Origin of the sequence: Synechococcus sp. JA-3-3Ab (genome assembly GCF_000013205.1) — a bacterium.
GTDB lineage: Bacteria > Cyanobacteriota > Cyanobacteriia > Thermostichales > Thermostichaceae > Thermostichus.
Map to the genome: position 1 here is coordinate 2,129,451 of NC_007775.1, position 23,457 is coordinate 2,152,907.

Here is a 23,457-nt window from a genome sequence, read left to right on the forward strand (position 1 = left end):
TGCAGGAGTGGGTCACTGGAGGGAAGTTTACAGGGCCTCAGCCCCGGCAACTACCTCCAGGATCTCCTGAGTGATGGCCGCCTGCCGAGCTTTGTTGTAGGCAAGGCCCAGTGTGCGGATAAGCTCGGTGGCGTTGTCGCTGGCGTTGCTCATGGCCGTCATGCGGGCCGCCAACTCGCTGGCCGCTGCTTCCTGCAAAGCCCGCAACAACTGGTTATTCAAGTACAGCGGCAGCAGCGCGTCCAAAATCTGCACCGGATCCTGCTCGAAGATCATGTCCGGCGGCGGAGCGGAAACAGCAGCCACGATCTTGCTGCGCTCGACGGTGAACTCTCCCCCGCGCACCAGAAGGTTAAAAATCTCGTCGTCGCGGGCAGCCAGGCGCGTGGGATCCAGAGGAAGCAGCGACTGGACCACTGGCCGCGAGCTAATCAGCGAGACAAAGCGAGTGTAGATGAGCTCCACCTTATCCACCTTCTCGGAGAGGAAAGCGGAGAGCAGCTCATCCCCAATTTGAGCAGCTTCAGCGGCAGTGGGGATCTGGGACAGATTCACGTAGGTCTTGGCGATGGGGGCAGAGCGGCGCTGAAAATACTGCACCGCCTTGCGGCCCACCAGGTAAAGCCGCACCTGCTGCCCCGTCTCCTGCAGCTCGCGCACCCGCTCCTCGGTGCGCTTGATAACGTTGGCATTGTAAGCGCCGCACAGGCCCCGATCCCCGGCCACCACCAATAGGCCCACGGTCTCAATGGGCCGCTGCTTCAGCAGGGGCAGGTCGACATCCTCCAGCCGCAACCGCGTCTGCAGGCGGTAGAAAACCTGGGCCAGGCGATCGGCAAAGGGACGGGTGGCCATCACCTGCTCCTGAGCCCGTCGCACCCGCGCCGCGGCCACCAGGCGCATGGCCTCTGTAATCTTGCGGGTGTTCTTCACCGCCTTGATGCGGTCGCGAATCCGCTTTAGGTTTGCCATAACCGATCCTCTCTGCTGTGGTCACTGGATGGGGATCCCCGGCAACTAGGCCGCCTTGGCCAGGAAGCTTTGCTTGAACTCCGCGATGGCGGTTTTCAAGATCTCTTCCGCCTCGTCGGTAAGCTGCTTGGTGGAGAGAACGATCTCGCCATACTTGGGATGGGCGGTGCCCAAGTAGGACAGCAGGCCCTGCTTAAAGCTGGAGACTTTCTCCACCGGAATGTCGTCCAAATACCCCCGCGTCCCGGCGTAGATGATGGCCACCTGCTGATCCAAAGACAGGGGCGAGTACTGCGGCTGCTTGAGGATCTCCTGCAGCCGTTGGCCGCGGGCCAGTTGCTTCTGTGTAGCTTCGTCCAGGTCGGAGGCAAATTGGGCAAAGGCTTCCAGGTCGCGATATTGCGCCAGTTCCACCTTGATCGAGCCGGCCACTTTCTTCATCGCCTTGGTCTGGGCTGCCGAGCCGACGCGGCTGACAGAGATGCCGACGTTGATGGCCGGGCGAATGCCGGCGTTGAACAGATCCGACTCCAGGAAGATCTGCCCATCGGTAATGGAGATAACGTTGGTGGGAATATAGGCCGACACGTCGTTGGCCTGGGTTTCCACAATCGGCAGCGCCGTCATGGATCCCTCGCCCAGCCGGCTGTTCAGCTTGGCGGCCCGCTCCAGCAGGCGCGAGTGCAGATAGAACACATCTCCTGGGTAGGCTTCCCGTCCAGGTGGGCGCCGCAACAGCAGCGACATCTGCCGGTAGGCCACCGCCTGCTTGGACAGATCGTCGTAGACCACCAGGGTATGCTTGCCCTGGTACATGAAGTACTCGGCGATGGTGGCGCCGCAATAGGGGGCCAGCCACTGCAGCGGGGCCGGGCTGTCGGCGCCGGCAGCCACCACAATGCTGTAGTCCATCGCCCCTCGCTCGCTCAGGATGTTCACCACCTGGGCGATATTGCTCTGCTTCTGGCCGATGGCCACATAGATGCAAATGACATCCTGTCCTTTTTGGTTGAGGATGGTGTCGACAGCAAGGGTGGTCTTGCCGGTTTGGCGGTCGCCGATGATCAGCTCCCGCTGGCCCCGCCCGATGGGGATCAGGGCATCGATGGCGGTGATGCCAGTCTGCAGGGGCTCGTAGACGGAGCGGCGATCGACGATGCCAGGGGCCGGCGACTCAATGAGGCGCGTCTCGGTGCAGTGAATCGGCCCTTTGCCATCGATGGGATTGCAGAGGGGATCCACCACGCGGCCCAGCAGGGCTTCTCCCACCGGGATGCTGGCAATCCTGCCCGTGGCTTTGACGATAGATCCTTCTTGGATGTTGCGCCCGGAGCCGATCAGCACCGCGCCGACGTTGTCTTCCTCCAGGTTGAGGGCAATGCCCACCGTGCCATCCTCGAACTCCAGTAGCTCGCTGGCCATCACCTTCTCCAAGCCGTAGATGCGGGCAATGCCGTCCCCCACCTGCAGGACGGTGCCGACATTGGAGATCTGCATCTCCTGGTTGTACTGTTCGATCTGTTGCTTGATGATGGTGCTGATCTCGTCTGGGCGAATTGTAGGCATGGCAGTCCTCTCGAGGGAATGGGAAGGGATCCAAAATTAAGGAAAAACGCTCGGCCAATCTAGGCTAACTGCAGCGCCAGCCGGCGCAACTGGCCGCGCAGGCTAAGGTCGATCACCTGGGATCCAATCTTAATGATCACTCCACCCAGCAACGTGGGATCTTGGCTGGTCTGGAGCTCCACGCCGCTGGCTTGTGTGAAGTCCCTCACCCGCTCGCGGATCGACTGCTGTTGCGCCTCGGTCAAAGGTACCGCTGTGGTCACCTCGGCCAGGACGATATTTTTGAGCTTCCGCTGCAGCTCCAAGAACCGCTGGCAGACGGCCCCGAGGAACATAATACGGCGACGGTCGCTCAACAGCTTGAGCGCGTTCAGCAGCAGCGGGTGGATCTGGTCGGCAAACACCTGCTGCAACAGGTTTTTCTTGGCTTCCGCCTTGACCAGGGGACTGGCGAGGAATTGGCCCAGCTCCGGCGTGGCCTGCACAACCGCGGCAATGAAACGGATGTCGGCCTCAAAGGTATCCAATAATCCCTGCGCAGAGGCCAGCGAAACAAGGGCTTCGGCGTAGGGATCCACCACTCTGGCGGCCATGGTGCTGCTGATCATAACTTCCCCTTTCCTCCTAGCGGGCAATCATCTGGATCCCCCGTTCAATCAGGCGCTGGTGCACCTGCTCGTTGAGGTGTTGCGGCAGCTCCTGCTCCACCTTGCTCAGGGCTTGGCGCACGATCTGGCGGCGCAGCTCCTGGAGAATTTGCTCTTGTTCGGCAGAGAGATCCCTTTCGGCGTTGGCGCGCAGCCGCTCGATCTCCCGCTCCGCCTGCTGCAACAGCTCCTGCCGGCGGGCTTCCGCATTGGCCTCCGCCTGTTTGCGAATGCGCTCCGCCTCCTGCTGAGCCTGCGCCAGCTTTTGCTGCTCCTCCGCCAGCCTCTCGATCGCCTCCTGCTTGCGCTGCTCCGCCTGGCGCAGCTCCTCGAGGATGCCTTCTCGCCGTTTGGCCAGAGCTTCCCCCACCACCCGGCGGCCCAAAATGTACAGCAGGCTGAGGATGATGGCGATGTTGATTAAGTTGCTTTCCAGAATCGCATCCAGGATCCCCTTTTCTGCAGAACCCTCAGTGGCTTCCGTCACCGGCTCGGCAACGGCCAAAAGCCAAGCGGGCACAAGGCTCCACACCAGCATCACGCGCTACTCCAAAGGAATGTTCAACTGGCCACTTAACGGGCGCTGCCCAACAGCTTCTCGGTGATCTGGGCGGCAATGGCATCCACTTGCTGCTGCAGTTGTTCGAGCGCCGTCTGCTTTTCCTGCTCGATTTGCCGCCGCGCCGCCTCCAGCTTAGCTTGGATCTCCGCCTGGGCCGCCGCCAGCTTCTCCGAACGGATACGGGCCGCAGCCGCTTCCGCCTCGGCGATCACCTGCTGCGCCTGGAGGCGGGCCTGGCCGATCTCAGCCTCGTACTGGCGGGTCAGGGCCATCGCCTTGTCCAGCCGCTCCTGGGCCTCCGCCTGGGTGGTGCGGATGTAGTCGTTGCGGCTGTCGATAACCCGAGTAACCGGCTCGTAGAAGAGGGAGTTGAGCACGGCCACCAGCAACAGAAATTGGACGGCAATGATGGGCAAGGTGGCGTCGAGATCGAAGAGGCCATTTTTCTCGGCAGCTTCAACGGCCAACAGGGTTGAACAGATCATGGGGCCGCACCAACAGAAACGGGATCCAACATCGAACAAGGCAGGGGGCGAACCGGCGCAACAGAGCTATTGATCCGGGCCGCCCCCAGAGACATCAGGCGAAGGGGTTGGCGAACAAGAGCACCAGCGCCACCACCAGGCCATAGATGGTCAGGGCTTCCATGAAGGCCAGGCTAACCAACAGGTTGCCGCGGATTTTGTCTTCTGCTTCCGGCTGACGGGCCAGCCCCTCCATGGCAGCGGCAGCAGCATTCCCCTGGCCCAGACCCGGGCCCAGGGATCCCAGGCCAATTGCCAGAGCGGCAGACAACACAGAAGCAGCAGAGGTTAACGGATCCATAGCAAGATGCTCCTTGTCGTTACAAAACAGATGTTGACACGAACGCAACAGCGTCTTGAGCTTGAGGTGATCTGACCGGAGTAGTCGAGCCGATCGCCTCTTTGTCGGCGGCCTCCAGGCTCAAGCCCTCGGCCCCAACAAACCTTACCAGAGAAGGGATCCCTTGCGACGACCTTTGAAGGAGAGGGGGCGTTGAACTGAGTAGAAGTCCCCACCTTCCCTCCGCAGGTCAATCGTGGTGATCCCCACCCCCATGACCTTCCAGCGCCTCTCCAATGTAAGCGGCCGAGAGGGTGGAGAAGATCAAAGCCTGAATGGCCCCCGTAAACAGAAATAGGATCATCACCGGCACCGGGATCAACAACGGCACCAGCAACACCAACACCGCAATCACCAGCTCTTCTGCCAAGATGTTGCCGAACAGACGGAAACTCAGGGAGAGGGGCTTGGTGAAGTCTTCCAGGACGTTGATGGGCAACAGAACTGGCGTGGGCTCGATGTACTTCTTAAAGTAAGACAGCCCTCGCTTGCTGATACCGGCCACGAAATACATGACGCTGGTGAGCAGCGCCAAGCCGGCGGTGGTGTTGATGTCGTTGGTGGGAGAGGCCAGCTCTCCTTCCGGCAGGGGAATCAACTTCCAGGGGAAGAGATTGCCCATCCAGTTGGAGACAAAAATAAACAGGAACAAGGTGCCAACGTAGGGCACCCAGGGCCGGAAGTTTTTCTCACCAATCTGGGCACGGGCAATGCTTTGGACAAACTCCAGGGTGTACTCGATAAAGTTTTGCAGACCAGCGGGCTCCCGCTGCAGTTGACGAGTCCCCAACAGCACCACGGTCAAGATCAGGGCGATGGCAATCCAACTGGCAATCAAAACTTGCCCGTGAACCGTAAATTTGCCCAGGTGCCAGTAAAGGTGATGACCAACCTCAAGTTCTGCTACCAGAGGAGGAGCGGAGAAGAACAGGTTCATGAGCATCACGCAGAAGAAGATAAACGGGTCAAGGTCTGAACAAGATAAATCAGCAGGGTGACCTTGTAGGTCATGAACCCCAAGAAAATGGGCAAAATCTGCAAAGACTTCACCTGGGTGGCCAGGACGATTAGCCCGACAAACAAAGCCAAACGCGTTACCCCCAGTCGGCTGCGACTTTTGCCCAGTTCCGCGACGCCGCGGCCCAGCATGCGCAGATAGACTACGCCGACGATTGCCCCCAGCAAATAATTGGCAGCCACCGCCGGCGAGTAAACCAAAGCCACCCCCACCGCAATGGCCAGGCTCACCCCCAAGGTGACCAGCACCAACCATAGCTGCAGTGCTTCATAGCTCCTGCCAGCCGTTGTCGCCTTCTCCCGCAAATCCGCTTTGCCCGGGGCAAGCGACGGCTGCAACGCACTCTGGCAGCCCAGACCCGCCTCCTGCTGTGGCGGAGGCGCCGCCTCCTCCAGGGGCGGCAAAGGCTTAGGCTTCCACGGGGTCGCCTTCCAACGGGCAGGACTGTGGGAGAGGAGTCGGGAAGAACGTGCCATGGGAATGAGGTCACCACCTCTGAGGATCTGGCCTTAACCCAAAATAACACGACTAAGTAACAATACTTAACGAGTTGGGCGAGGCCAGGGCGGGATGGAACCTTGCAACTATCGCCTCGAAAGACGACTAGCCCTTCGACAGACGGAGATGTTCCTCTAAGAATTTACCACCTTCGTGGATCGGCAACGGCAAAAATGGAAAACTTTCTGAAAGACCGCGGATGTAAAGTTTTGCCTGGGGTGGCTGAGAAGCTGCAATCTTCTGTTACCTCCTGTTGTTTTGAGGTGGATCCCGCCGATTCTGTTGCTCTATATACTATGGGGCAGTGAGAAGAAAGGGCGAGGATGATCCCAGTGAGTTGGCTGGTCAAGGCGATCTGGGTGGACTACAGCTTGGCTGTAGCGCTGACGGTGGTGCTGCCGTTGGCTCTCCTAATTTGGGCCTTTGCGGTGGGGTTGCGTCCTCTGATTCAGCTCTTGATCGTCTACTGGCGGGTATCCAGCCTATTGGCGGTGACGGTGTATTTGATGATCGGCGGTCTGCCCATCAGTTTCTTGAGCGGGGCGATGGCGCGGCTGTTGATCCCAATGGGTCTGTGGTTCTGGCAGGATTGGAGCACTGCCCTTGAGCAGTCGAGAAGCTGGGCGGCGCGGGCTTTCTTGCTCTGGCGGTGGATCCTGACTGGCTATATGGGGGTCGGGTTCTTCTTTTCAGGAGCCTTTGTGCCCTGCGCCTTCCAGGCTTCTTTGTCGCTGCAGTGTCGAGCCTGGTTTGAGCCGCCGCTGGGCTTTCGGGAGATCTTCCATCCCAATGTACCCCCCGAGCTGCTCGGGAGCCTAGGGGCCTGGGGCTTGGTAGTTTACCTACTCTACAGCGTCTATTTCGTTTGGCGGCTGCGGCCCCCTACCGAGAAAAGGGAGTTGGCAGCATGAGCGCCCTGCCCTGGCCGCTGGCTCTAGAGCGCTACAGCCAGGCCCACCCCCAGGAGGTGCTGCGGGTAGAGGTGGAAAGCGAGGGGGAAACGGATTTGGTGCTCATCTACCGCGGCTATAGCAGCTCCCTGCGCCGGCCCACTCCCCCCGATCCAGAGGTGCCGGTGATCCCTCCTCAGGCTCGCTTCTTACAGTTAGAGCGCCTTAGTGCCCCTTATCACCCTGAGCACTCCCAGGTTTTAGCTCTCTACCGCAGCTGGGAGGAGGTGAGGGCTTGGCTAATCCAAGAAGGGATCCCAGTAGCCGAGTAAGGGAGGGCGGGTTTTAGCGCCCCACAGGCGCCGGCTGCCGCTGCAGGATGGTGTATTCTGCCGGCTGCAGAAGAGATTGCCCTGTCATCTCGGGGGGCTGAGGCAGGCCTAGGATCTCGAGCAGGGTGGGGCCGACATCGGCCAGGGTGCCGCCAGAGCGCAGCTTGACATCGCCACCGCGACCAGGGATCTTGCGCCTTTCCCCCTCCACCAGGATGCAGGGCACGGGGTTGTTGGTGTGGGCCGTCCAAGGGTTGCCCTGCTCGTCCCACATCAGCTCCGCATTGCCGTGATCCGCCACGATTAAGGTGGTTCCCCCCACGTCCACCACCGCCGCCAGCAGACGGCCCAGGCAGCGATCCACCGTCTCCAGCGCCCGCACCGTGGCCTTGAAGTTGCCGGTGTGGCCCACCATGTCGGGGTTGGCGTAGTTGAGCACCACCAGGCTGTATTCGCGGCGGGCGATAGCTTCGATGGCTTTGTCGGTCACCTCCACCGCTGACATCTCCGGCATTTGGTCGTAGGTGGCCACCAGCGGGCTTTGCACCAAGATGCGATCTTCGCCGGGAAAGGGCTGCTCAATGCCGCCGTTAAAAAAGTAGGTGACGTGGGCGTACTTTTCCGTCTCGGCAATGCGCAATTGCTTGAGGCCGGCCTCGCTCACCACTTGGCCCAGCAGGTGATCCAGGTTCTGCGGCTTAAAAAGCACCTGCACCGGCAAGGTCGGATCGTACTGGGTCATGGTGATGAAGGTGAGATCCGGAATCAGACGGCGCTGAAAACCGGAAAAGTCGGGACAGACAAAAGCTTGGGTAAGCTGGCGGGCGCGATCCGGGCGGAAATTGAAGAAGATGACCGCATCTCCCGACTGCACCGCCCCCGGAGCCAAGCGAGTGGGGGGAATAAACTCGTCGGTAATATCCTGGGCGTAAAAGTCTTCCATCACCTCGGCGGCGCTGCGGCCACAGCCAGGGCCGTCTTCCGTCAGGATCTCGTAGGCCTTCTGGGTGCGCTCCCAACGGCGATCCCGATCCATGGCGTAGTAGCGGCCGCTCAGGGTGGCGATGACGCCGCTGCCCAGCCATTGCAGCTCTTTTTCCAGAGCGGCCAGAACCCTGGCTCCATCGCGGGGCAAGGTATCGCGGCCATCGGTGATGGCGTGGACATAGGCAGGGATCCCCGCCTGGGCTGCCAGCTTCAGCAAGCCGTAGAGATGGTCGATGTGGGAGTGAACCCCCCCCTCAGAGCAGAGGCCAATGAAATGAAAACGGCCCCCCTGCTCCTTGAGCCGATGACAAACCTCCACCAAGAGGGGCTCGTGAAAAAGGGATCCCGTCTCGATGGCGTCGCTGATACGCACCAACTCCTGCGGCACCACCCGCCCCGCCCCCAGGGTCAGGTGGCCCACTTCTGAGTTGCCCATTTGCCCTGACGGCAGGCCCACGGCTCGCCCCGAAGCTTGCAGCAGGGTATGGGGGTAGGTAGCCCATAGGCTGTCCACGACAGGGGTTCGGGCGGCCAGCACCGCATTGCCCTCAGGGGCTTCGCGATAACCCCAGCCATCCAGGATTACCAGAACCACAGGTGCCACCGATTGTGCATCCATGAAATGGCCTCTCGTTTTTTAAGACATAATACCAGCCCAGGCAATACGATACCGAATCCTCCATTCCCTCTCAAGATTTCACCTTTCTTGTGAGGGGAAAAGAAGCAACTCCAATAGTCGGGATTGAGCAGCTACCGCCAATCGATAGGCGAGCTGCCATAAGTATTTATACATATCTGCGCAGACATCTACCCAGATAAAACACGGTCAGCCGCGGGGGCTGGGCCGCAAACGTTTGCGCAGGGACTCGGCGCGGCGCTTGGCAATGGCATTCTTCGGATCCAGTTGCAGCACCGTCTCGTAGGCCTCGAGGCCAGGGCCGTAGAGATTTTTCTTCTCGTAGGCATGGGCCAGATTGTTCCAAGCGGTTACATAGCCGGGATCCGCTGCCACCGCGTCTTTGTAGTAGCGGATGGCCAAGTCGTATTGCCCCTGGCTGAAGTAGGCAAAGCCGAGGGCGTTGCAGACGGGGGGAATGTTCTCCCCAGCCACCTCTAGAGCTTTTTTAAGCTGGACGATAGCCTGGTCGTAGAGGCGCTTTTGCAGATAGACGCTGCCCAACTCGTAGTGCTCCTGCGGGGATCCCTTGCCTTTGCTCAGGCGGGGCTGGAGCTGCCGGATGACTCTTTCCTGGGCCCGTATCCGCAGCACCTCGCGCAGGACGAAGTAGCCCACCACGCTGAGGATACCGGCCAAAGCCACCAGGTACAGGAGGGGAGCGTTGACGCCCATTTTGCCTATCCCGCTTGCCTCTTCAGATTTGCCTTGCCAGCGTTACGCCTGCAGGTGAGCCTCGATCAACCAAAGATCTTTGTCGATCTGGCGCGAGATCTCGGTAAACAGGTCGGCGGTATCGGCGTCCCCCAGTTCGGTACTGCGGTCGATGTTGCGGCGCACCGAAGCGGCATACTGGCCGTAGCGGGCCGCCAAAGCCTGCAGGTGAGCCCGGCCGTCTTCAGCCGTCAGGTCGTACTCCGGCAAGGCTGAGGTTTGGGCGACGATGCGGGCCGTGCCGCGGGCAATGCCCCCCAAAGCTGTAACCCGCTCCGCCAGCATGTCCACGTAGTTCTCCAGAGTGCCGGCAAAGGTGTCGAACATCTCGTGCAGGGCGATGAAGTTCATGCCTTTGACGTTCCAGTGGGCCTGCTTCACCTGAGTTTTCAAATCCAGCGTGTCCGCCAAGGACTGGTTGAGCAGCTCCACCAGTTGCGCGCGGGCCTCCGCCGGCAAGTCGATCTGGGTGGGGTAGAGACGGGTTTTTGCGGCGGTAACCATAGCCAACCTCCTAAGTTGTGTTTCCATTATCTGGGATCCGCCTCGGCTCTGGGGCCTGCTGATTCCCGACTGAGTCCATACTAACACAAACTCGGAATGAGTATGAGTTAGCAAGCGCTTACTTGCCGATGCAGAAGCGGCTGAAGATCTGATCCAGCACCGCTTCGGAGATCTCCTCGCCGGTGATTTGGCCAAGGGCGTGCAGGGCGCCGCGCAGGTCGATGGTCCAAAAATCGAGGGGGAGCTGCGCCTGCATAGCCTGAACGACTTGTTCCAGGCTGGCTTGGGCCTGGCGGAGGGCGGCGGCCTGGCGTTGGTTGAGGCTCACCTCCAGGTTGGGCTGGGGCCGCCCCTGAGTCACAAGCTGCTCCAAGGCCTCTTCCAGCTCCGGGATCCCTTGGCCTTGGGCGGCGACGGCGGGGACGCGGTAGGCGATCTCGGGCGGGAGGCGGATCTTGTCGGCGGGGGCGAGGTCGGTTTTGTTGATCACCAGGATGAGGGGGCGGTGGCGGATGGAGGCATAGATAGCCGCATCAGCCTCCGTCCAGCCGGCCTGGGCGTCGATGACCAGCACCAGCACATCGGCGGTCTGGGCCAGCCGTTGGGAGCGCTCCACCCCTAGCCGTTCCACCGGATCGTCGGTGGCGCGAATGCCGGCGGTATCCAGGAGCTGGACGGGGATCCCTCTCACCACCAACTGGGACTCCACCACATCCCGAGTGGTGCCAGGTAGATCCGTGACAATAGCGCGATCCTGCCCCGACCAGGCGTTGAGCAGGCTGGACTTGCCCACATTGGGCCGCCCGACAATGGCCACTTTCACCCCAGTGCGCAGTAGTTGCCCCCGCTCGGCGGTGGCCAGCAGGGCCTGCATCTGAGCCTGAATGTCTTGCAGCCGGGCCTGCCAAGCGGGGACGTCCAGGGGGGGCAGATCCTCTTCAAAGTCGAGGCGGGCTTCGATCTCGGCCAATAAACCCAGCAGCTCCTGGCGCAGGGCGCGGATGGACTGCCCCAACTTGCCCTGCAGCCCCGCCAGGGCCATTTGGGCCGCCTGCGGGGAGCGGGCCGCCACCAGATCGGCCACGCTTTCGGCCTGGGTGAGGTCGATGCGGCCGTTCAAGAAAGCGCGCAGGCTGAACTCCCCCGGCTGCGCCAGCCGTGCCCCCTGGCGCAGGCACTGCTGCAGCGTGGCCTGAACCACCATGATGCCGCCGTGGCAGTGCAGCTCCACTACGTCCTCGCGGGTGTAGGAGCGGGGAGCCTGCATCCAGACGGCCAGGGCCTCGTCCAACCGCCGGCCCTTCTCGTCGTGGATCCAGCCGTAGAGGAGGCGATGGCTTTCCCAGACTGCGTTGCGGCGGGCGGGAGTAAAGATAGCCTGGGCAATGGCCAAAGCCCGCGAACCGGAGAGGCGTACAATGCCAATGCTGCCCTGTTCGGGCACCACTGCCGTGGCAATGGCAGCAATGGTATCGGCCAGGGGCGCAGTCAGATCCATCCTCGACAAAGCCCGGCTTGAATTGTCGCAACTGTTGGATTCCCCATCGGCTTTCCCCGATCCCCTGCAGAGGTCTCTTGCGCCTATTGGCGCGCCTCCCCGAAGTCGGAAAAAGCTATAAAAAGCCGTGCGACCCGGTGAAGGCCGGGGTAGCCTGACAGTGGCAACTCACGCTCGTCCCGGATACTTATGAAGCCGTTACGCACGTTCAAGGTCACTCCCTACCTGCCGGCTGCTCTGGAAAGTCTGCGCTTGTTGGCCTATAACCTGCATTTTAGTTGGAACGTGGAAACCCGCAGCCTGTTTCGGCGCATGGATCCAGATCTGTGGGATGCCTGTGGCCACAATCCGGTGGCTTTGTTGGGGCAGATTCGGCAGGAGCGGCTGGACGAGCTGGCGGAGGATCCTGGTTTTTTGGCCCACCTGGAGCGGGCCAGCCAACAGCTCCAGAGCTACCTGCAGGAAGACACCTGGTATCGCAAGTATCGCTCGGCCCAAGCGGTGGAAGGGGAGTGCTACGCCTATTTTTCAGCCGAGTTTGGTCTGGCAGATTGTTTGCCCCTCTACTCAGGAGGCCTGGGGGTCTTGGCCGGGGATCACCTCAAGGCGGCCAGCGACCTGGGCCTGCCGCTGGTGGGGGTGGGCCTGCTCTACCAGAAGGGGTATTTTCGCCAGTACCTCAACCCCGACGGCTGGCAGCAGGAGCGCTATCCCGTTAACGATTTTTTCAATATGCCCCTGGAGCTGCAAAGAGATGCGGAGGGCCGCGAGATTCGCATCGAGGTGGACTACCCCAAACGCAAGGTGTTTGCCCGCATTTGGAAGGCGATGGTGGGGCGGGTGCCCCTCTACCTGCTGGACACCAACATCGAGCCCAACAGCCAGTACGACCAGGACATCACCGATGAGCTGTACGGCGGCGACCAGGATGTGCGCATCCACCAGGAGATCATGTTGGGGATCGGCGGCGTGCGGGCTTTGCGCGCCCTCGGCATCCATCCCACCGTCTACCACATGAACGAGGGGCACTCGGCTTTTTTGGCGGTGGAGCGCATCCGCCTGTTGATGGTGGAGCAGGGGTTGAGCTTTGAAGAAGCCTGGCAGGTGGCCAAGTCCAGCCAGATGTTTACCACCCACACGCCGGTACCTGCCGGGATCGACCTGTTCCCGCCCGACAAAATCGACTACTACCTCGGCTTCTACTACAGCCAGATGGGCCTGAGCCGGGAGCGCTTTTTGGCCCTGGGCCGCGAAAACACCGGCGACTTTCAATCCCCCTTCAGCATGGCAGTGCTGGCCATCAACATGGCCTCGTTTGTCAACGGCGTCAGCAAGCTGCACGGGTCGGTCTCGCGCAAGATGTTCAGCCGCCTCTGGCCCGAGATCCCGCTGGAAGAAGTGCCGATTACTTCCATCACCAACGGGGTGCATGCCCGCACCTGGGTGGGGGAAGAGAACCAGGCCCTCTACGATCGCTACCTGGGGCCGGATTGGGCGGAGGCTCCCCCCTCGGATCCCCTGTGGCAGAAAGTGGATCGGATCCCGGATGGGGAGCTGTGGCGGGCCCACGAGCGCAGCCGCTCGCGCCTGATCAACTTCGTTCGCGAGCGCCTGGTGGAGCAACTGCAAAAGCGGGCGGCCTCAGCGGTGGAAATTCAGTGGGCCTCTGAAGCCCTCAACCCGGAAGTGCTCACCATTGGCTTTGCCCGCCGCTTTGCCACCTACAAGCGGGCCACCCTCTTGTTTCACAACCTGGAACGGCTCAAAGCCTTGCTCAACCATCCCCAGTACCCGATGCAGTTTATCTTTGCCGGCAAGGCCCACCCTCGCGACAACCCCGGCAAGGAGCTGATCCGGCAAATTGTGCAAGTGTCGCGCCAGCCGGAGTTTCGCCAGCGGCTGGTGTTTATCGAAGACTACGACATGTACATCACCAGCCTGCTGGTAGCCGGGGTGGATGTGTGGCTAAACACCCCCCTGCGCCCCCGCGAGGCCAGCGGCACCAGTGGCATGAAGGCGGCGGCCAACGGCGGACAGAACCTGAGCATTTTGGATGGCTGGTGGGATGAGGCCGATTACTACCAGACCGGCTGGCCCATTGGCCGCGGCGAGGAATACGAGGATCGCGCCTACCAAGACGAGGTGGAGTCCAACGCCCTCTACGACCTGCTGGAACAGGAGGTTGCCCCTCTGTTTTACCAGCGCGGTAGCGATGGCCTGCCCCACGCCTGGATTCGGCGCATGAAGCAGGCCATTCAGCTCAACTGCCCCCGCTTTAGCACCCAGCGCATGGTACTGGAGTATGCCGAGCGGGCCTACATTCCCCTCAGCAACTACTTCGACCGCATGCGCCGCGATAACTTCGAGTCGGCTCGCCAGTTTACCCGCTGGCGCAGCCATCTGCAGGAGAACTGGTACAACATTCGGGTTGTCAATGTCCAGGTCGAACCCCCCAAGAAAGCTTCCGCCGCCGGCCTCCCCTCGGCGCAAAACGACCAAGTGGTGATGGCCCGCGATCCCCTCACGGTGACCGTTGAGGTGCGGCTGGGATCCCTGCAACCCCAGGATGTCATCGTCCAGGCCTACCAGGGGCCGGTGGACGACAACGGCCAGATCCGGAACGGCCAAGCAACCCCCCTGCGCTACGTGGAGACGGTGGAGGATCGGGCCATCTTCTCCGGCCAGATTCGCTACGAGGCCAGCGGCTTGCAGGGGCTGGCCATCCGCCTGCTGCCCTTTCATCCTGACATGCACGATCCCTATGAGCTGCGGCTGATGCTCTGGGCCTAGAATGTCCGTTCCACCCAAAAGGGAGAAGGAAGGGGAACAGCAGGGATCCCCTTCCTATGCGGATCCAGCCTGAACAAGAGAGACTCCCCAAATTCGTGCGGATGGGTGTTTCTCGCTGCCCAATCAGGCAGAATCAGAGAAACCAGCTCCGGGTTGATGCCATGCTCAAAGCCCACGACTCGGCCGGTTTGCGCCTGTTGCTCGCGGCTGCCCTGCTGTTGGGGGGCTTGGCCAGTTGGCGGCAGGATCGCCTCTCGGCAGTGATGGGTCTGGCCAGTGCGGCAGCCATTTCAGCCTTCACCCGCCCCGCCATCTTGGCTTACAACCGGGGTCGCGAACGGTGGCTGAACCGGGATCTGATAGGGGCTGTCGAGCAGCTCAACCTGGCGCTGCAGCAGGATCCCTGTCTGACCAACGCCCACCTTCTGCGCGGCCAGGTTTACCTCGAACTCGGCCAACTTCCCCAGGCGCTGGCGGACTTCGACCAAGCCACCCGGTTGGCCCCGCGCCGGCCAGAGTCCTATCTCTACCGCGGCCTCCTTCTTCAGTTGCAGGGGGATTTGCAGGGGGCAATAGCCGAGCTTGCCGAGGTAGTACGCCGGCATCCCAGCGCCCCCCACCACCTCCGCTTGGCCAACCTGCTCAGGCAACAGGGATCCCTGCCTTCAGCTCTAGCTCACCTGGACGAGGCCATTTGTCGGGATCCCACCTCGGCGCCTGCCTATGCCTGCCGCGCTACGGTGTACGGCTACCTGGGAGAATGGGAGGCGGCTGTGGCCGATTGGTCCCAGGCCATCCGCTGGGATCCCTGTCCGGCCCACCACTATGGGCGGGGCGTTGCCTATGCTTGGGCCGATTGCTATGACGAGGCCATTGCCGACCTCAGCCGCAGCCTCGAGGCAGAACCCTGCCAACCCCACGTTCTCTACATCAGGGGCAATCTTCTCTACGAGCTGGGGGAGATCAAAGCTGCCCTCGACGATTACGACCAGGCCTTTCGCTTGGAAGCCGACGGCAACCTCGGGGATCCCACCGACGAGTACGGCTTGTACGGTCGGGGGCTGGCTTACGGAAATATGGGAGATAGGGCAACGGCTATTTCCAGTTGGCAAGCCGCTTTGCAGGTCAGCCGCCAACACCACAACCTAGTTTTGCAGGAACAGGCGCATCGATCTTTGCGGCAGCTCCAGGATTTGGACGGAGATCCCGGAGCCTTTGGCTAGCGAGGTCGAAGGGATCCCCTCAGAACATTGCCGCGAAACTGGCGTAAAATTTGCTTATCGCCATCTCAATTCCCCTGATCTGCAGTTGGATTTTTCCCACCTCCTTCTGTGGCTGCCGTGAAACACACCCTCAGCGCTCTTGTGCAGGATCAGCCCGGGGTCTTAACCCGCATCGCCGGCATGTTTGCCCGCCGGGGCTTCAACATCGACAGCCTCACCGTTGGCCCCACCGAGCGGCCTGGCATCTCCCGCATCACCATGGTGGTGCAGGGGGATGAGCACGATGTGGAGCAGATGACCAAGCAGCTCTACAAGCTGATCGACGTGCTGAAAGTAACCGACATTACCCATGTCCCCTGTGTAGAACGGGAGCTGATGCTCGTCAAGGTCAACGCCAGCATCGAAACTCGCTCGGCCATCATGGACGTGGCGCAGATGTTCCGTGCCCGGATTGTGGATGTGGCGGAAGAGTCTTTAACTTTGGAAGTGACAGGGGATCCGGGCAAAATGGTGGCCATCATCAAGATGTTAACCAGCTTCGGCATTCGGGAGATTGCCCGCACCGGCCTGGTAGCTCTCACCCGCGAGTCGGGAGTCAATACCGAGTACTTGAAGCAGCACCCCACCGTGGCAGTCGTCTGAGGGGCTTGGCCACGATGCCAACAGAGATTGCTTAGGGAGGAGGCCATGGCAAAACCGGAGAGAAGCCGGCGCCATAGGGGGCAGGCCCTGCGCAATAGCCTGCGTTGCCTGATGAGCCTCCTGGCCATTGGGCTGTTGGGGTTACTGGGGGGCTGTGGCCCCCGACCTCCCAAGTCGGTTGTGCAGCAGGCTCTGGCCTACCAGATCTCCCACCCGGCTGAGCCGGTTGCCTCGCTGGTGGGCAGCGACCGCTTAGCAGGCCGTTTGGAAGTGCAGGATGTCCAAATTCGTCAGGATAGCCGTGAACCCCTGCTGTTGGCCTCAGGAGAGAAACTGGAAGGCCACCACCTCAGCGGCACCTATACCGTAATTGTCAAGCCACCGGGATCCCGCCGCCCCTACCGCCGCAAGGGGGATCCCTTCCAGCTCACCCTGGCCCACCAGAAGGCGCAAAGTTCCCCTTCCCCTGGGGGAGCGCAGCCCAAAACCCTGCCCGAACGGTGGCTACTGGCCCATCCCTCTCCCGATGCCAAGAGCTGGGAGGTCATCGACTTTTTCCCCCAGCCGGCACCGCTGCCGGAGCTGCCTCCTGCCGAACAGGCGTACCGACACCCGACTGACCTTGACGCTCTCCCCGCCCCTATAGCTGGCTTTCGCCCAGGGGTAAGCCAGAGAACTCTTTCCTAGGCTGGAGGACTGCTCCCACCGGAGAAGTCAGCTACCTTCCCTGGGGAGGAAGAGATCCTTCGCGGCTACCTGGCCACAACAAAGCGCTACGTAGAAACTCCAAACAACGGTAGGCAGGCTCCTCTGCAGGCCTCAATGTTGTCCCTTGCGCCGCCATTTTCTGGGTCAGCACCGCAGAGGTGGTTGGCTCACCGCAGCAGAGCTGCCCCCCAGCCGAATAGCCCATCCACCAACAGGGTATTCAGCACTGCTCCCGCAAATGCCCAATGGTGCAAGCGGCGGGATCCCTGCACTCTCCACAATCCAACACCCAGCAACAGAAGGCCCAAGCCGATGCCCCAACCCAGGCCCCAGGGGGTAGCCATTTTGTCGAGGGCCGCCCTAAAAGGGACAACCGCCTGCTCCAACCGGTCAAACTGCATCGCCTGCCGCCACTCAGGCAGCAGCCCCACCGAGTAAATGTAAAGATCTGTAACCGCTGTGCCCCACAAGGAGCCGAGATAGAACCAGGTGCCGATGCGGGCAAAGCGTTGCCGTGCCCCCCACCAGACCATCGGGATCCCCAGAGCTTCCACCGGCATGTGCCAGAGGGGCTCCCAGCGCAGCCAGCCCCAGTAGAAGGATCCTGCCAGCCAAGTCAGCGTGAAGCCGTAGAGCAGATCCCCCCAGATGCGGGTGCGGGGCCGCGAGTAGAGCCGCCAGCTAAGGCCCAGCCAGCCTAGAGTCATCGCCAAGCTCAGCCAAGGGCTATAGCGCACCAGGGGCGCTGCCACAAAAACGGGTAGGCACACCAGCACAGCCGCCGCTCCCCCGATGGCGTGGTGAGAGGGAAACCGCCTTCGCAGAGAAGAACGGGGAATCTCCCGTCCGACTGGGCCCTGGGAGGCCAGGGAAGGCTCTTCTTGGAGAGGCGGCGAACAAGAGGTAGGAAACAAAACGCAATCTTAGAAACTTTTACATCAGTTAACATAGCATCTTCCCTGCCCTTTCCCGCCCCGGCCGAGAGGGGCCGGCGTTGCCAGGGTACTGCCGAAAATGTCAGGGTGAGAATAACGCGCTGCCCGGAAAACACTATGGAGTTGCTGTTGGCGGGAGATATCGGGGGCACCAAGACCAGCCTCAGCCTCTTCAATGCCCAAGATCCCGATCACAGCCTCTACCACTGCCGCTACGCCAGCCAGAGCTATCCCAACCTCACCCCGGTGGTGCTGGAGTTTCTGGCCCAGGCACGGCAGGAGCTGGGGCGAGATCCCCAACCGGTTGCCGCCTGCTTTGCTGTGGCCGGCCCCGTAGTGGAAGAAAAAAGCAGTCCAGGAGCCGGGGGACAGAGGGCCAAAATCACCAACCTGCCCTGGAGCCTGCACTCAAGCCAGTTGGCGGCGGAGCTGGGGATCCCCCGCCTAGCGTTGATCAACGACTTCAGCGCCGTAGGCTATGGGGTGCTGGCCCTGCGAGATCAGGATCTGGAAACGCTGCAGACAGGAGAGCGGCAGCCCCAGGCGCCCATCGGCGTCATCGGGGCGGGCACAGGGCTGGGGCAGGCCTACCTCACCTGGGGAGAAGGCGGCTACCAGGTTCATGCCAGCGAGGGGGGGCATGTGGATTTTTCTCCACGGACCCCTTTGGAATGGGAGCTGCTGCGGTATCTGCAACAACGACATGGGCGCGTCTCCACCGAGCGGGTGGTCTCGGGGCAGGGGATCGTGGCCATCTATCAATTTCTGCGGGATAGCCGCTGGGGCCAGGGAGAGGAGCAGTTGCTGGCCCAAATTGCCGCCTGGGAAAGGGGAGCCAGCCCCGTCGACCCAGCCGCCCAAATTGCCAATGCCGCCCTGGAGGGACGGGATCCCTTGGCGGTGGAGTGTTTGCGGCTGTTTACCAGCTTGTATGGGGCCGCTGTCGGCAATTTTGCCCTGCACCTGCTGCCCCGTGGGGGCCTGTTCATCGCCGGCGGGATCGCGCCCAAGCTCCTGCGCCTGTTGCGGGAGGGAGAGTTTTTGCCCTCCTTTTTGGATAAGGGACGGATGCGCACTCTGCTGGAGCAACTGTCAGTGCAGGTGGTGGTGAACGCCCAGGTGGGCTTGATAGGGGCTGCCCACTATGCCGCCACTTTGCTGTAGAGGTTAAGCCTGTTGGCGGCAGGGATCCCCCGCTCCCTTCTCCCAGGGGGAGAGGGGGGCTGGGCAAGGCGCAGGATGGCCATGCCTAGGGCTTGTTCCTGCTCGCAAAGGCCGCATTTTCCGCTGCCAAAAACAACTGGGCCCGCCAAAAGCAGGTGATGGATTTGCTGTCGAAATCCAGGCCAAAACGGGCCATTTCTGTCAGTTCGGCAGGCGAAAGCTCCACCACCGCAATGTCTTCATCTTCATCCTTGGCCGGTGGAGCATCCAGCACTTCCAGATCCCGCGCCAGGTAGGCGTACATGATCTCGCTGGAATAGCCGGGGCACAGATAAAATTGGCCGAGGGGATCCCAGCGGTGGGCGCGCAGGCCGGTTTCTTCTTCCAGCTCGCGGCGAATGGTTTCATCAGGATGTTCCCCTGGCTCGACGGTACCGGCGGGAAACTCGTAGAGGTAGGCGGCGACGGCAAAGCGATATTGGCGAATGCAGACGAACTTGCCTTCGGCAGTGACCGGCACGGCCACCACGCCGCCGGGGTGGAGGAGGTACTCCCGCTCCCCTTCGGTGCCGTTGGGAAAGCGCAAGCGCTGGCTGACAAAGGTGTACTTGTGGCCTTGAAAGCGCAGGCGCTCGCGAAGGATCTGCGATGGGGTGTGCATGGCAAGGTTGCTTAGAGAAAGGCCCCCCTCAGCTTAATCGGTGGCGGTGCTGTTGGAGCTCCCCCCTTAAGGTAAAGTCAGAGGGGCAAGCGAAGGTGCAGGCCATGATCTCCCCTTCTCTGAAGGAGTTCCTCGCCCTCAGCCAACAGGGCAATTTCATCCCGGTCTACCAAGAATGGGTGGCGGACTTGGAAACGCCTGTCTCTGCCTGGTACCGGGTCTGTGCCGGGCGGCCCTACAACTTTCTGCTGGAATCGGTGGAGGGAGGGGAACAGGTGGCCCGCTACAGCTTCCTCGGCTGCGACCCTTTGTGGGTTTTGCAGGTGCGCGGGGATCAGGCCTTGCAGATCCACCGCGATGGGCATCGAGAGCAGCACCAAGGGGATCCCTTTGCCGTTTTGGCCCGCTGCCTGCAGCCCTATGAGCCGGTGCACCTGCCGGAGTTGCCCAGCAGCATCGGCGGGCTCTTTGGCTACTGGGGCTATGAGCTGATTCGCTGGATCGAGCCCAAGGTGCCCATTCACCCCCTGCAGCCGGGGGATCCCCCCGACGCTATCCTCATGCAGGTGGACAGCATCCTGATCTTCGACCAGGTCAAGCGCAAGATCTGGGTGGTGGCCTTTGCCGACACACGCCAGCAGCCGGCGGAGCAGGCCTACGCCCAAGCCTGCCGGCGGGTGGAACAGTTGGTGCAACAGCTCAGCGCCCCCCTTTCTCTTGCCCACCTCAGCCTCGACTGGAAGCCGCAACTGCCCGATGCCATTCCCCCCAGCACCCTCAGCCGCGCCGCCTACTGCCAGGCGGTGGAGCAGGCCAAAGCCTACATCCGGGCTGGCGAGATCTTTCAGGTGGTGCTCTCGCAGCGCTTCACCACCCCTTTTGCTGGAGATCCTTTCCGGCTCTACCGCTCCCTGCGGCTGATTAACCCCTCCCCCTACATGGCGTTTTTCCAGTTTGGCGATCTCTGCCTTGTCGGCTCCAGCCCAGAAGTGATGGTCAAGCTCACTCGGATAGGGGAAGAGCGCATCGCCACCGTGCGTCCCATCGCCGGCACCCGCCCCCGCGGCGCCACCCCCGCCCAAGACCGCCAGTTGGAGCAGGAGCTGTTGGCGGATCCCAAGGAGCGGGCAGAGCATGTGATGCTGGTGGACTTGGCCCGCAACGACCTGGGGCGGGTCTGCCGCCTGGGATCCGTGCAGGTGGACGACCTGATGCAGATCGAGCGCTACAGCCACGTGATGCACATCGTCAGCAATGTGGTGGGGCAGTTGGATCCCCGCTACAGCGCCTGGGATCTGCTGCGGGCCACCTTTCCTGCCGGCACGGTTACTGGCGCTCCCAAGATCCGCGCCATGCAGATTATCCACGAGCTGGAAGGGTGTCGCCGCGGCCCCTACGCCGGCGCCTATGGCTACTACGACTTTGCCGGCCAACTGAACACCGCCATCACCATCCGCACCCTGCTGGTTCAGGGGGACCAGGTGAGCATCCAAGCCGGGGCGGGCATCGTGGCCGACTCGGATCCGGAGCGGGAGTACCAAGAATGCCTGAACAAAGCGCGGGGCATGCTCATGGCAGTGGCCAGCTTGCAGAAGGAGTAAAGGCTCGTGTTAGCCCAGGTGCACTTTAGCCATGCCGAGCGGGAGCGCCGGCAGCCGGATCCAGAGACCGTAGAGCAGGCGTTTCACCTGTTTTCCACCGAGGGCTACCTGGTGCTGCCGGAGATCTTCCCCACGGCGCTCATCGACAAGCTACACAGTAGCTTTCTGACCACCTACAGCCGCTACTGCACCCACGAAAACCACCCCGACGCCCTGTTGGTGGGCAATCGACGAGTGATGGTGACGGTGCGCCTGGAGGGGCCCTTTAACGATCCCCTGCTCTATGCCCATCCCTTAATCCTGCCTATCTTGCAGCGAATCTTGGGATCAAGCCTGATCCTGAGCGGGCTGGGGGTGGTAGTTTCTCTGCCGGGATCCGCCGACCAACAGGTTCACCGGGATCTCTCCCACCTCTTCGGCGACGCAATTCTAGATGCCATCGTCCCCTGCTATGCCCTGAATTTGCTTATCCCGCTGGTGGAGGTCAACGAAGAGAACGGCATGACCCGCCTCTGGCCTGGCAGCCACGCTGTTTTCGAGGCCCACTACACCGAGCTGGCCCGGCAGATGCCCTTTGTCGATCCGCCGCTGGCCAAGGGATCCTGCCTGCTGTTCGACTACCGCTTGATTCACCTGGGCCGGGCCAATCGTTCTGCTGCTCCCCGGCCCCTCCTCTACAACACTTACAGCCGACCTTGGTTCCGGGATCCCGTCAACTATACCCGACAGCCCCCCCTGGTGATCCCGGCAGCCGAGAAAGAGCGGATCCCGGCCCAGCACCACTCCCTATTCGTGGCAGCGCAGATTGTGTAGAGGAAAGTTTTGAGGAATGTGGGAAGATGCCTCAGAATGGGGGTGGGTATCCCCGTTGTTGAAGTTTGATTGCGCACCCCACCATGAGCGAAAGCACCTCTCAAGAGCCATCTTGGGCGCCGACGGCAGACGAAATGGCCCCTGCTGTGGGTCCTGGCGCAGAAACCGCCCCGGCTCCTGAAGCCGACAAGGGATCCGCCGCCCGGCGTGTCCGCCAACTCTTGGGCATGAAAGGGGCAGAGGTGGAGTCTCGCTCCGTTTGGCAAGTCCACCTGCAACTGATGAAGCCCGTGACCTGGATCCCGCTGGTGTGGGGCCTGATTCCGGGAGCGGCCTCCTCCGGCCACTTCACCTGGACTTGGGAAAACGTGGCCCTCATCTTGGTGGGCATGATCCTGGCCGGCCCCTTGATGACGGGCTACACCCAGACCCTGAACGAATACTACGACCGCGACATCGACGCCATCAACGAGCCCTATCGCCCCATCCCTTCCGGGGCCATCTCCCTGCGGCGGGTGGTCATCCAAATCTGGGTGCTGCTGATCCTGGGGCTGGCGTTGGCCTATGCCCTGGATTGGTACACCGGCCACGACTTTCCGGTGATCACCTGCATTGCCCTGGCGGGAGCCCTAATTGCCTACATCTACTCGGCGCCGCCCCTGAAACTAAAGCGCAACGGCTGGCTGGGGAACTACGCCCTGGGGGCCAGCTACATCGCCCTGCCCTGGTGGACGGGACATGCCCTCTTTGGCGAGCTGAACTGGACAATCTGCATTCTGACCCTGATCTACAGCTTGGCCGGCCTGGGGATCGCCGTGGTCAACGATTTCAAAAGCATGGAGGGGGATAGACAATTTGGCCTCGCCTCCTTGCCGGTGATGTTTGGGGCGATGGGGGCGGCCTGGATCGCGGCGCTGATGATCGACCTGTTTCAGTTCGGCATGGCCTCGTTTTTGCTGGGAGCTGGCCTAAAGCTCTACGCCGCAATTTTGGTGCTGCTGATTATCCCGCAGATCACCTTCCAAGACATGTACCTGCTGCGGGATCCCCTCAACAACGACGTCAAATACCAGGCCAGCGCTCAGCCTTTTCTGGTGTTGGGCATGCTGGTGGTGGGGCTGGCGCTGGGCCGCTTGGGGCTGGGGTAGTCGAGCCGAGGCCAAAGTGCCCATCCTGGCAACCGAGGTGACGG

Annotated in this window: 24 protein-coding genes; 10 read left to right on the plus strand and 14 right to left on the minus strand. The window is 61.6% G+C overall.

Going from position 1 to position 23,457, the window contains the following annotated elements; genetic code table 11:
• Nucleotides 1-27: 27 nt before the first annotated feature.
• The 8 genes from CYA_RS09950 to CYA_RS09985 all read right to left on the minus strand — a co-directional run bounded on the left by CYA_RS09950 (nt 28) and on the right by CYA_RS09985 (nt 6,105).
• On the minus strand, nt 28-972 hold the full coding sequence (locus CYA_RS09950; protein ID WP_011430926.1) for a F0F1 ATP synthase subunit gamma: 945 nt from the start codon (nt 970-972) through the stop codon (nt 28-30).
• 45 nt (nt 973-1,017) lie between these two features.
• Nucleotides 1,018-2,538, minus strand: a complete 1,521-nt coding sequence (atpA, locus tag CYA_RS09955; RefSeq protein ID WP_011430927.1) for a F0F1 ATP synthase subunit alpha — start codon at nt 2,536-2,538, stop codon at nt 1,018-1,020.
• A gap of 59 nt (nt 2,539-2,597) precedes the next feature.
• A complete protein-coding gene (atpH, locus tag CYA_RS09960; protein WP_011430928.1) occupies nt 2,598-3,146 on the minus strand; it encodes an ATP synthase F1 subunit delta in 549 nt (182 codons plus the stop codon).
• A gap of 16 nt (nt 3,147-3,162) precedes the next feature.
• Complete coding sequence (locus CYA_RS09965) at nt 3,163-3,723, minus strand: F0F1 ATP synthase subunit B (RefSeq protein ID WP_049749774.1); 561 nt, start codon at nt 3,721-3,723, stop codon at nt 3,163-3,165.
• Between the two features lie 35 nt (nt 3,724-3,758).
• The gene (locus CYA_RS09970; RefSeq protein ID WP_011430930.1) at nt 3,759-4,232 is read right to left on the minus strand and encodes a F0F1 ATP synthase subunit B'; all 474 of its coding nucleotides are present in this window, start codon (nt 4,230-4,232) and stop codon (nt 3,759-3,761) included.
• Nucleotides 4,233-4,326: 94 nt separating this feature from the next.
• Nucleotides 4,327-4,572: an ATP synthase F0 subunit C gene (gene atpE / locus CYA_RS09975; protein WP_011430931.1), complete on the minus strand. Its 246-nt coding sequence runs from the start codon at nt 4,570-4,572 to the stop codon at nt 4,327-4,329.
• Between the two features lie 229 nt (nt 4,573-4,801).
• Complete coding sequence (gene atpB / locus CYA_RS09980) at nt 4,802-5,548, minus strand: F0F1 ATP synthase subunit A (protein ID WP_011430933.1); 747 nt, start codon at nt 5,546-5,548, stop codon at nt 4,802-4,804.
• Nucleotides 5,549-5,553: 5 nt separating this feature from the next.
• Entirely contained in the window at nt 5,554-6,105 is a 552-nt protein-coding gene (locus tag CYA_RS09985; RefSeq protein ID WP_228375272.1) for an ATP synthase subunit I, read from the minus strand.
• 345 nt (nt 6,106-6,450) lie between these two features.
• Between CYA_RS09985 and CYA_RS09990 the strand changes: the two genes are divergently transcribed.
• A complete protein-coding gene (locus tag CYA_RS09990; RefSeq protein WP_011430935.1) occupies nt 6,451-7,038 on the plus strand; it encodes a DUF3177 family protein in 588 nt (195 codons plus the stop codon).
• A complete protein-coding gene (locus CYA_RS09995) occupies nt 7,035-7,349 on the plus strand; it encodes a hypothetical protein (RefSeq protein ID WP_011430936.1) in 315 nt (104 codons plus the stop codon). Before CYA_RS09990 ends, CYA_RS09995 begins: the two co-directional genes overlap by 4 nt.
• Nucleotides 7,350-7,362: 13 nt before the next feature.
• Here CYA_RS09995 and gpmI read toward each other — a convergent pair whose 3' ends face one another.
• The 4 genes from gpmI to mnmE all read right to left on the minus strand — a co-directional run bounded on the left by gpmI (nt 7,363) and on the right by mnmE (nt 11,728).
• Nucleotides 7,363-8,955 (minus strand): 2,3-bisphosphoglycerate-independent phosphoglycerate mutase, encoded by a 1,593-nt coding sequence (gpmI, locus tag CYA_RS10000; RefSeq protein WP_011430937.1) that lies wholly within the window; start codon nt 8,953-8,955, stop codon nt 7,363-7,365.
• A gap of 207 nt (nt 8,956-9,162) precedes the next feature.
• Entirely contained in the window at nt 9,163-9,687 is a 525-nt protein-coding gene (locus CYA_RS10005; RefSeq protein WP_011430938.1) for a tetratricopeptide repeat protein, read from the minus strand.
• A 42-nt stretch (nt 9,688-9,729) separates the two neighbouring features.
• Nucleotides 9,730-10,230, minus strand: coding sequence for a DNA starvation/stationary phase protection protein Dps (gene dps, locus CYA_RS10010; protein ID WP_011430939.1), 501 nt, complete (start codon nt 10,228-10,230; stop codon nt 9,730-9,732).
• Nucleotides 10,231-10,348: 118 nt separating this feature from the next.
• A complete protein-coding gene (gene mnmE / locus CYA_RS10015) occupies nt 10,349-11,728 on the minus strand; it encodes a tRNA uridine-5-carboxymethylaminomethyl(34) synthesis GTPase MnmE (RefSeq protein WP_011430940.1) in 1,380 nt (459 codons plus the stop codon).
• A gap of 189 nt (nt 11,729-11,917) precedes the next feature.
• On the opposite strand from mnmE, the gene glgP reads away from it, so the two are divergent.
• From glgP to CYA_RS10035, 4 genes are all read left to right on the plus strand, one after another.
• Nucleotides 11,918-14,518 (plus strand): alpha-glucan family phosphorylase, encoded by a 2,601-nt coding sequence (gene glgP / locus CYA_RS10020; protein ID WP_011430941.1) that lies wholly within the window; start codon nt 11,918-11,920, stop codon nt 14,516-14,518.
• A 161-nt stretch (nt 14,519-14,679) separates the two neighbouring features.
• Nucleotides 14,680-15,741, plus strand: coding sequence for a tetratricopeptide repeat protein (locus tag CYA_RS10025; RefSeq protein ID WP_011430942.1), 1,062 nt, complete (start codon nt 14,680-14,682; stop codon nt 15,739-15,741).
• A gap of 117 nt (nt 15,742-15,858) precedes the next feature.
• Complete coding sequence (gene ilvN, locus CYA_RS10030; RefSeq protein ID WP_011430944.1) at nt 15,859-16,383, plus strand: acetolactate synthase small subunit; 525 nt, start codon at nt 15,859-15,861, stop codon at nt 16,381-16,383.
• Between the two features lie 45 nt (nt 16,384-16,428).
• Nucleotides 16,429-17,070: a hypothetical protein gene (locus CYA_RS10035; RefSeq protein WP_011430945.1), complete on the plus strand. Its 642-nt coding sequence runs from the start codon at nt 16,429-16,431 to the stop codon at nt 17,068-17,070.
• A 188-nt stretch (nt 17,071-17,258) separates the two neighbouring features.
• Here CYA_RS10035 and CYA_RS10040 read toward each other — a convergent pair whose 3' ends face one another.
• On the minus strand, nt 17,259-18,005 hold the full coding sequence (locus tag CYA_RS10040) for a DUF3120 domain-containing protein (protein ID WP_011430946.1): 747 nt from the start codon (nt 18,003-18,005) through the stop codon (nt 17,259-17,261).
• A gap of 138 nt (nt 18,006-18,143) precedes the next feature.
• Here CYA_RS10040 and CYA_RS10045 point away from each other — a divergent pair, with 138 nt between their 5' ends.
• Nucleotides 18,144-19,190, plus strand: coding sequence for a glucokinase (locus CYA_RS10045; RefSeq protein ID WP_011430947.1), 1,047 nt, complete (start codon nt 18,144-18,146; stop codon nt 19,188-19,190).
• Between the two features lie 85 nt (nt 19,191-19,275).
• Here the strand turns inward: CYA_RS10045 and CYA_RS10050 are convergent, their stop codons facing one another.
• Complete coding sequence (locus tag CYA_RS10050) at nt 19,276-19,851, minus strand: NUDIX hydrolase (protein ID WP_011430949.1); 576 nt, start codon at nt 19,849-19,851, stop codon at nt 19,276-19,278.
• 104 nt (nt 19,852-19,955) lie between these two features.
• Here CYA_RS10050 and trpE point away from each other — a divergent pair, with 104 nt between their 5' ends.
• The 3 genes from trpE (at nt 19,956) to chlG (ending at nt 23,413) form a co-directional block, all read left to right on the plus strand.
• The gene (gene trpE / locus CYA_RS10055) at nt 19,956-21,452 is read left to right on the plus strand and encodes an anthranilate synthase component I (RefSeq protein ID WP_011430950.1); all 1,497 of its coding nucleotides are present in this window, start codon (nt 19,956-19,958) and stop codon (nt 21,450-21,452) included.
• A 6-nt stretch (nt 21,453-21,458) separates the two neighbouring features.
• Nucleotides 21,459-22,265 (plus strand): phytanoyl-CoA dioxygenase family protein, encoded by an 807-nt coding sequence (locus CYA_RS10060; RefSeq protein WP_099812963.1) that lies wholly within the window; start codon nt 21,459-21,461, stop codon nt 22,263-22,265.
• Nucleotides 22,266-22,348: 83 nt separating this feature from the next.
• Nucleotides 22,349-23,413 carry a chlorophyll synthase ChlG gene (gene chlG / locus CYA_RS10065; protein ID WP_071813560.1) on the plus strand — a complete coding sequence of 355 codons (1,065 nt, stop codon included), beginning with the start codon at nt 22,349-22,351 and terminating at the stop codon, nt 23,411-23,413.
• The last annotated feature ends 44 nt before the right edge of the window (nt 23,414-23,457 follow it).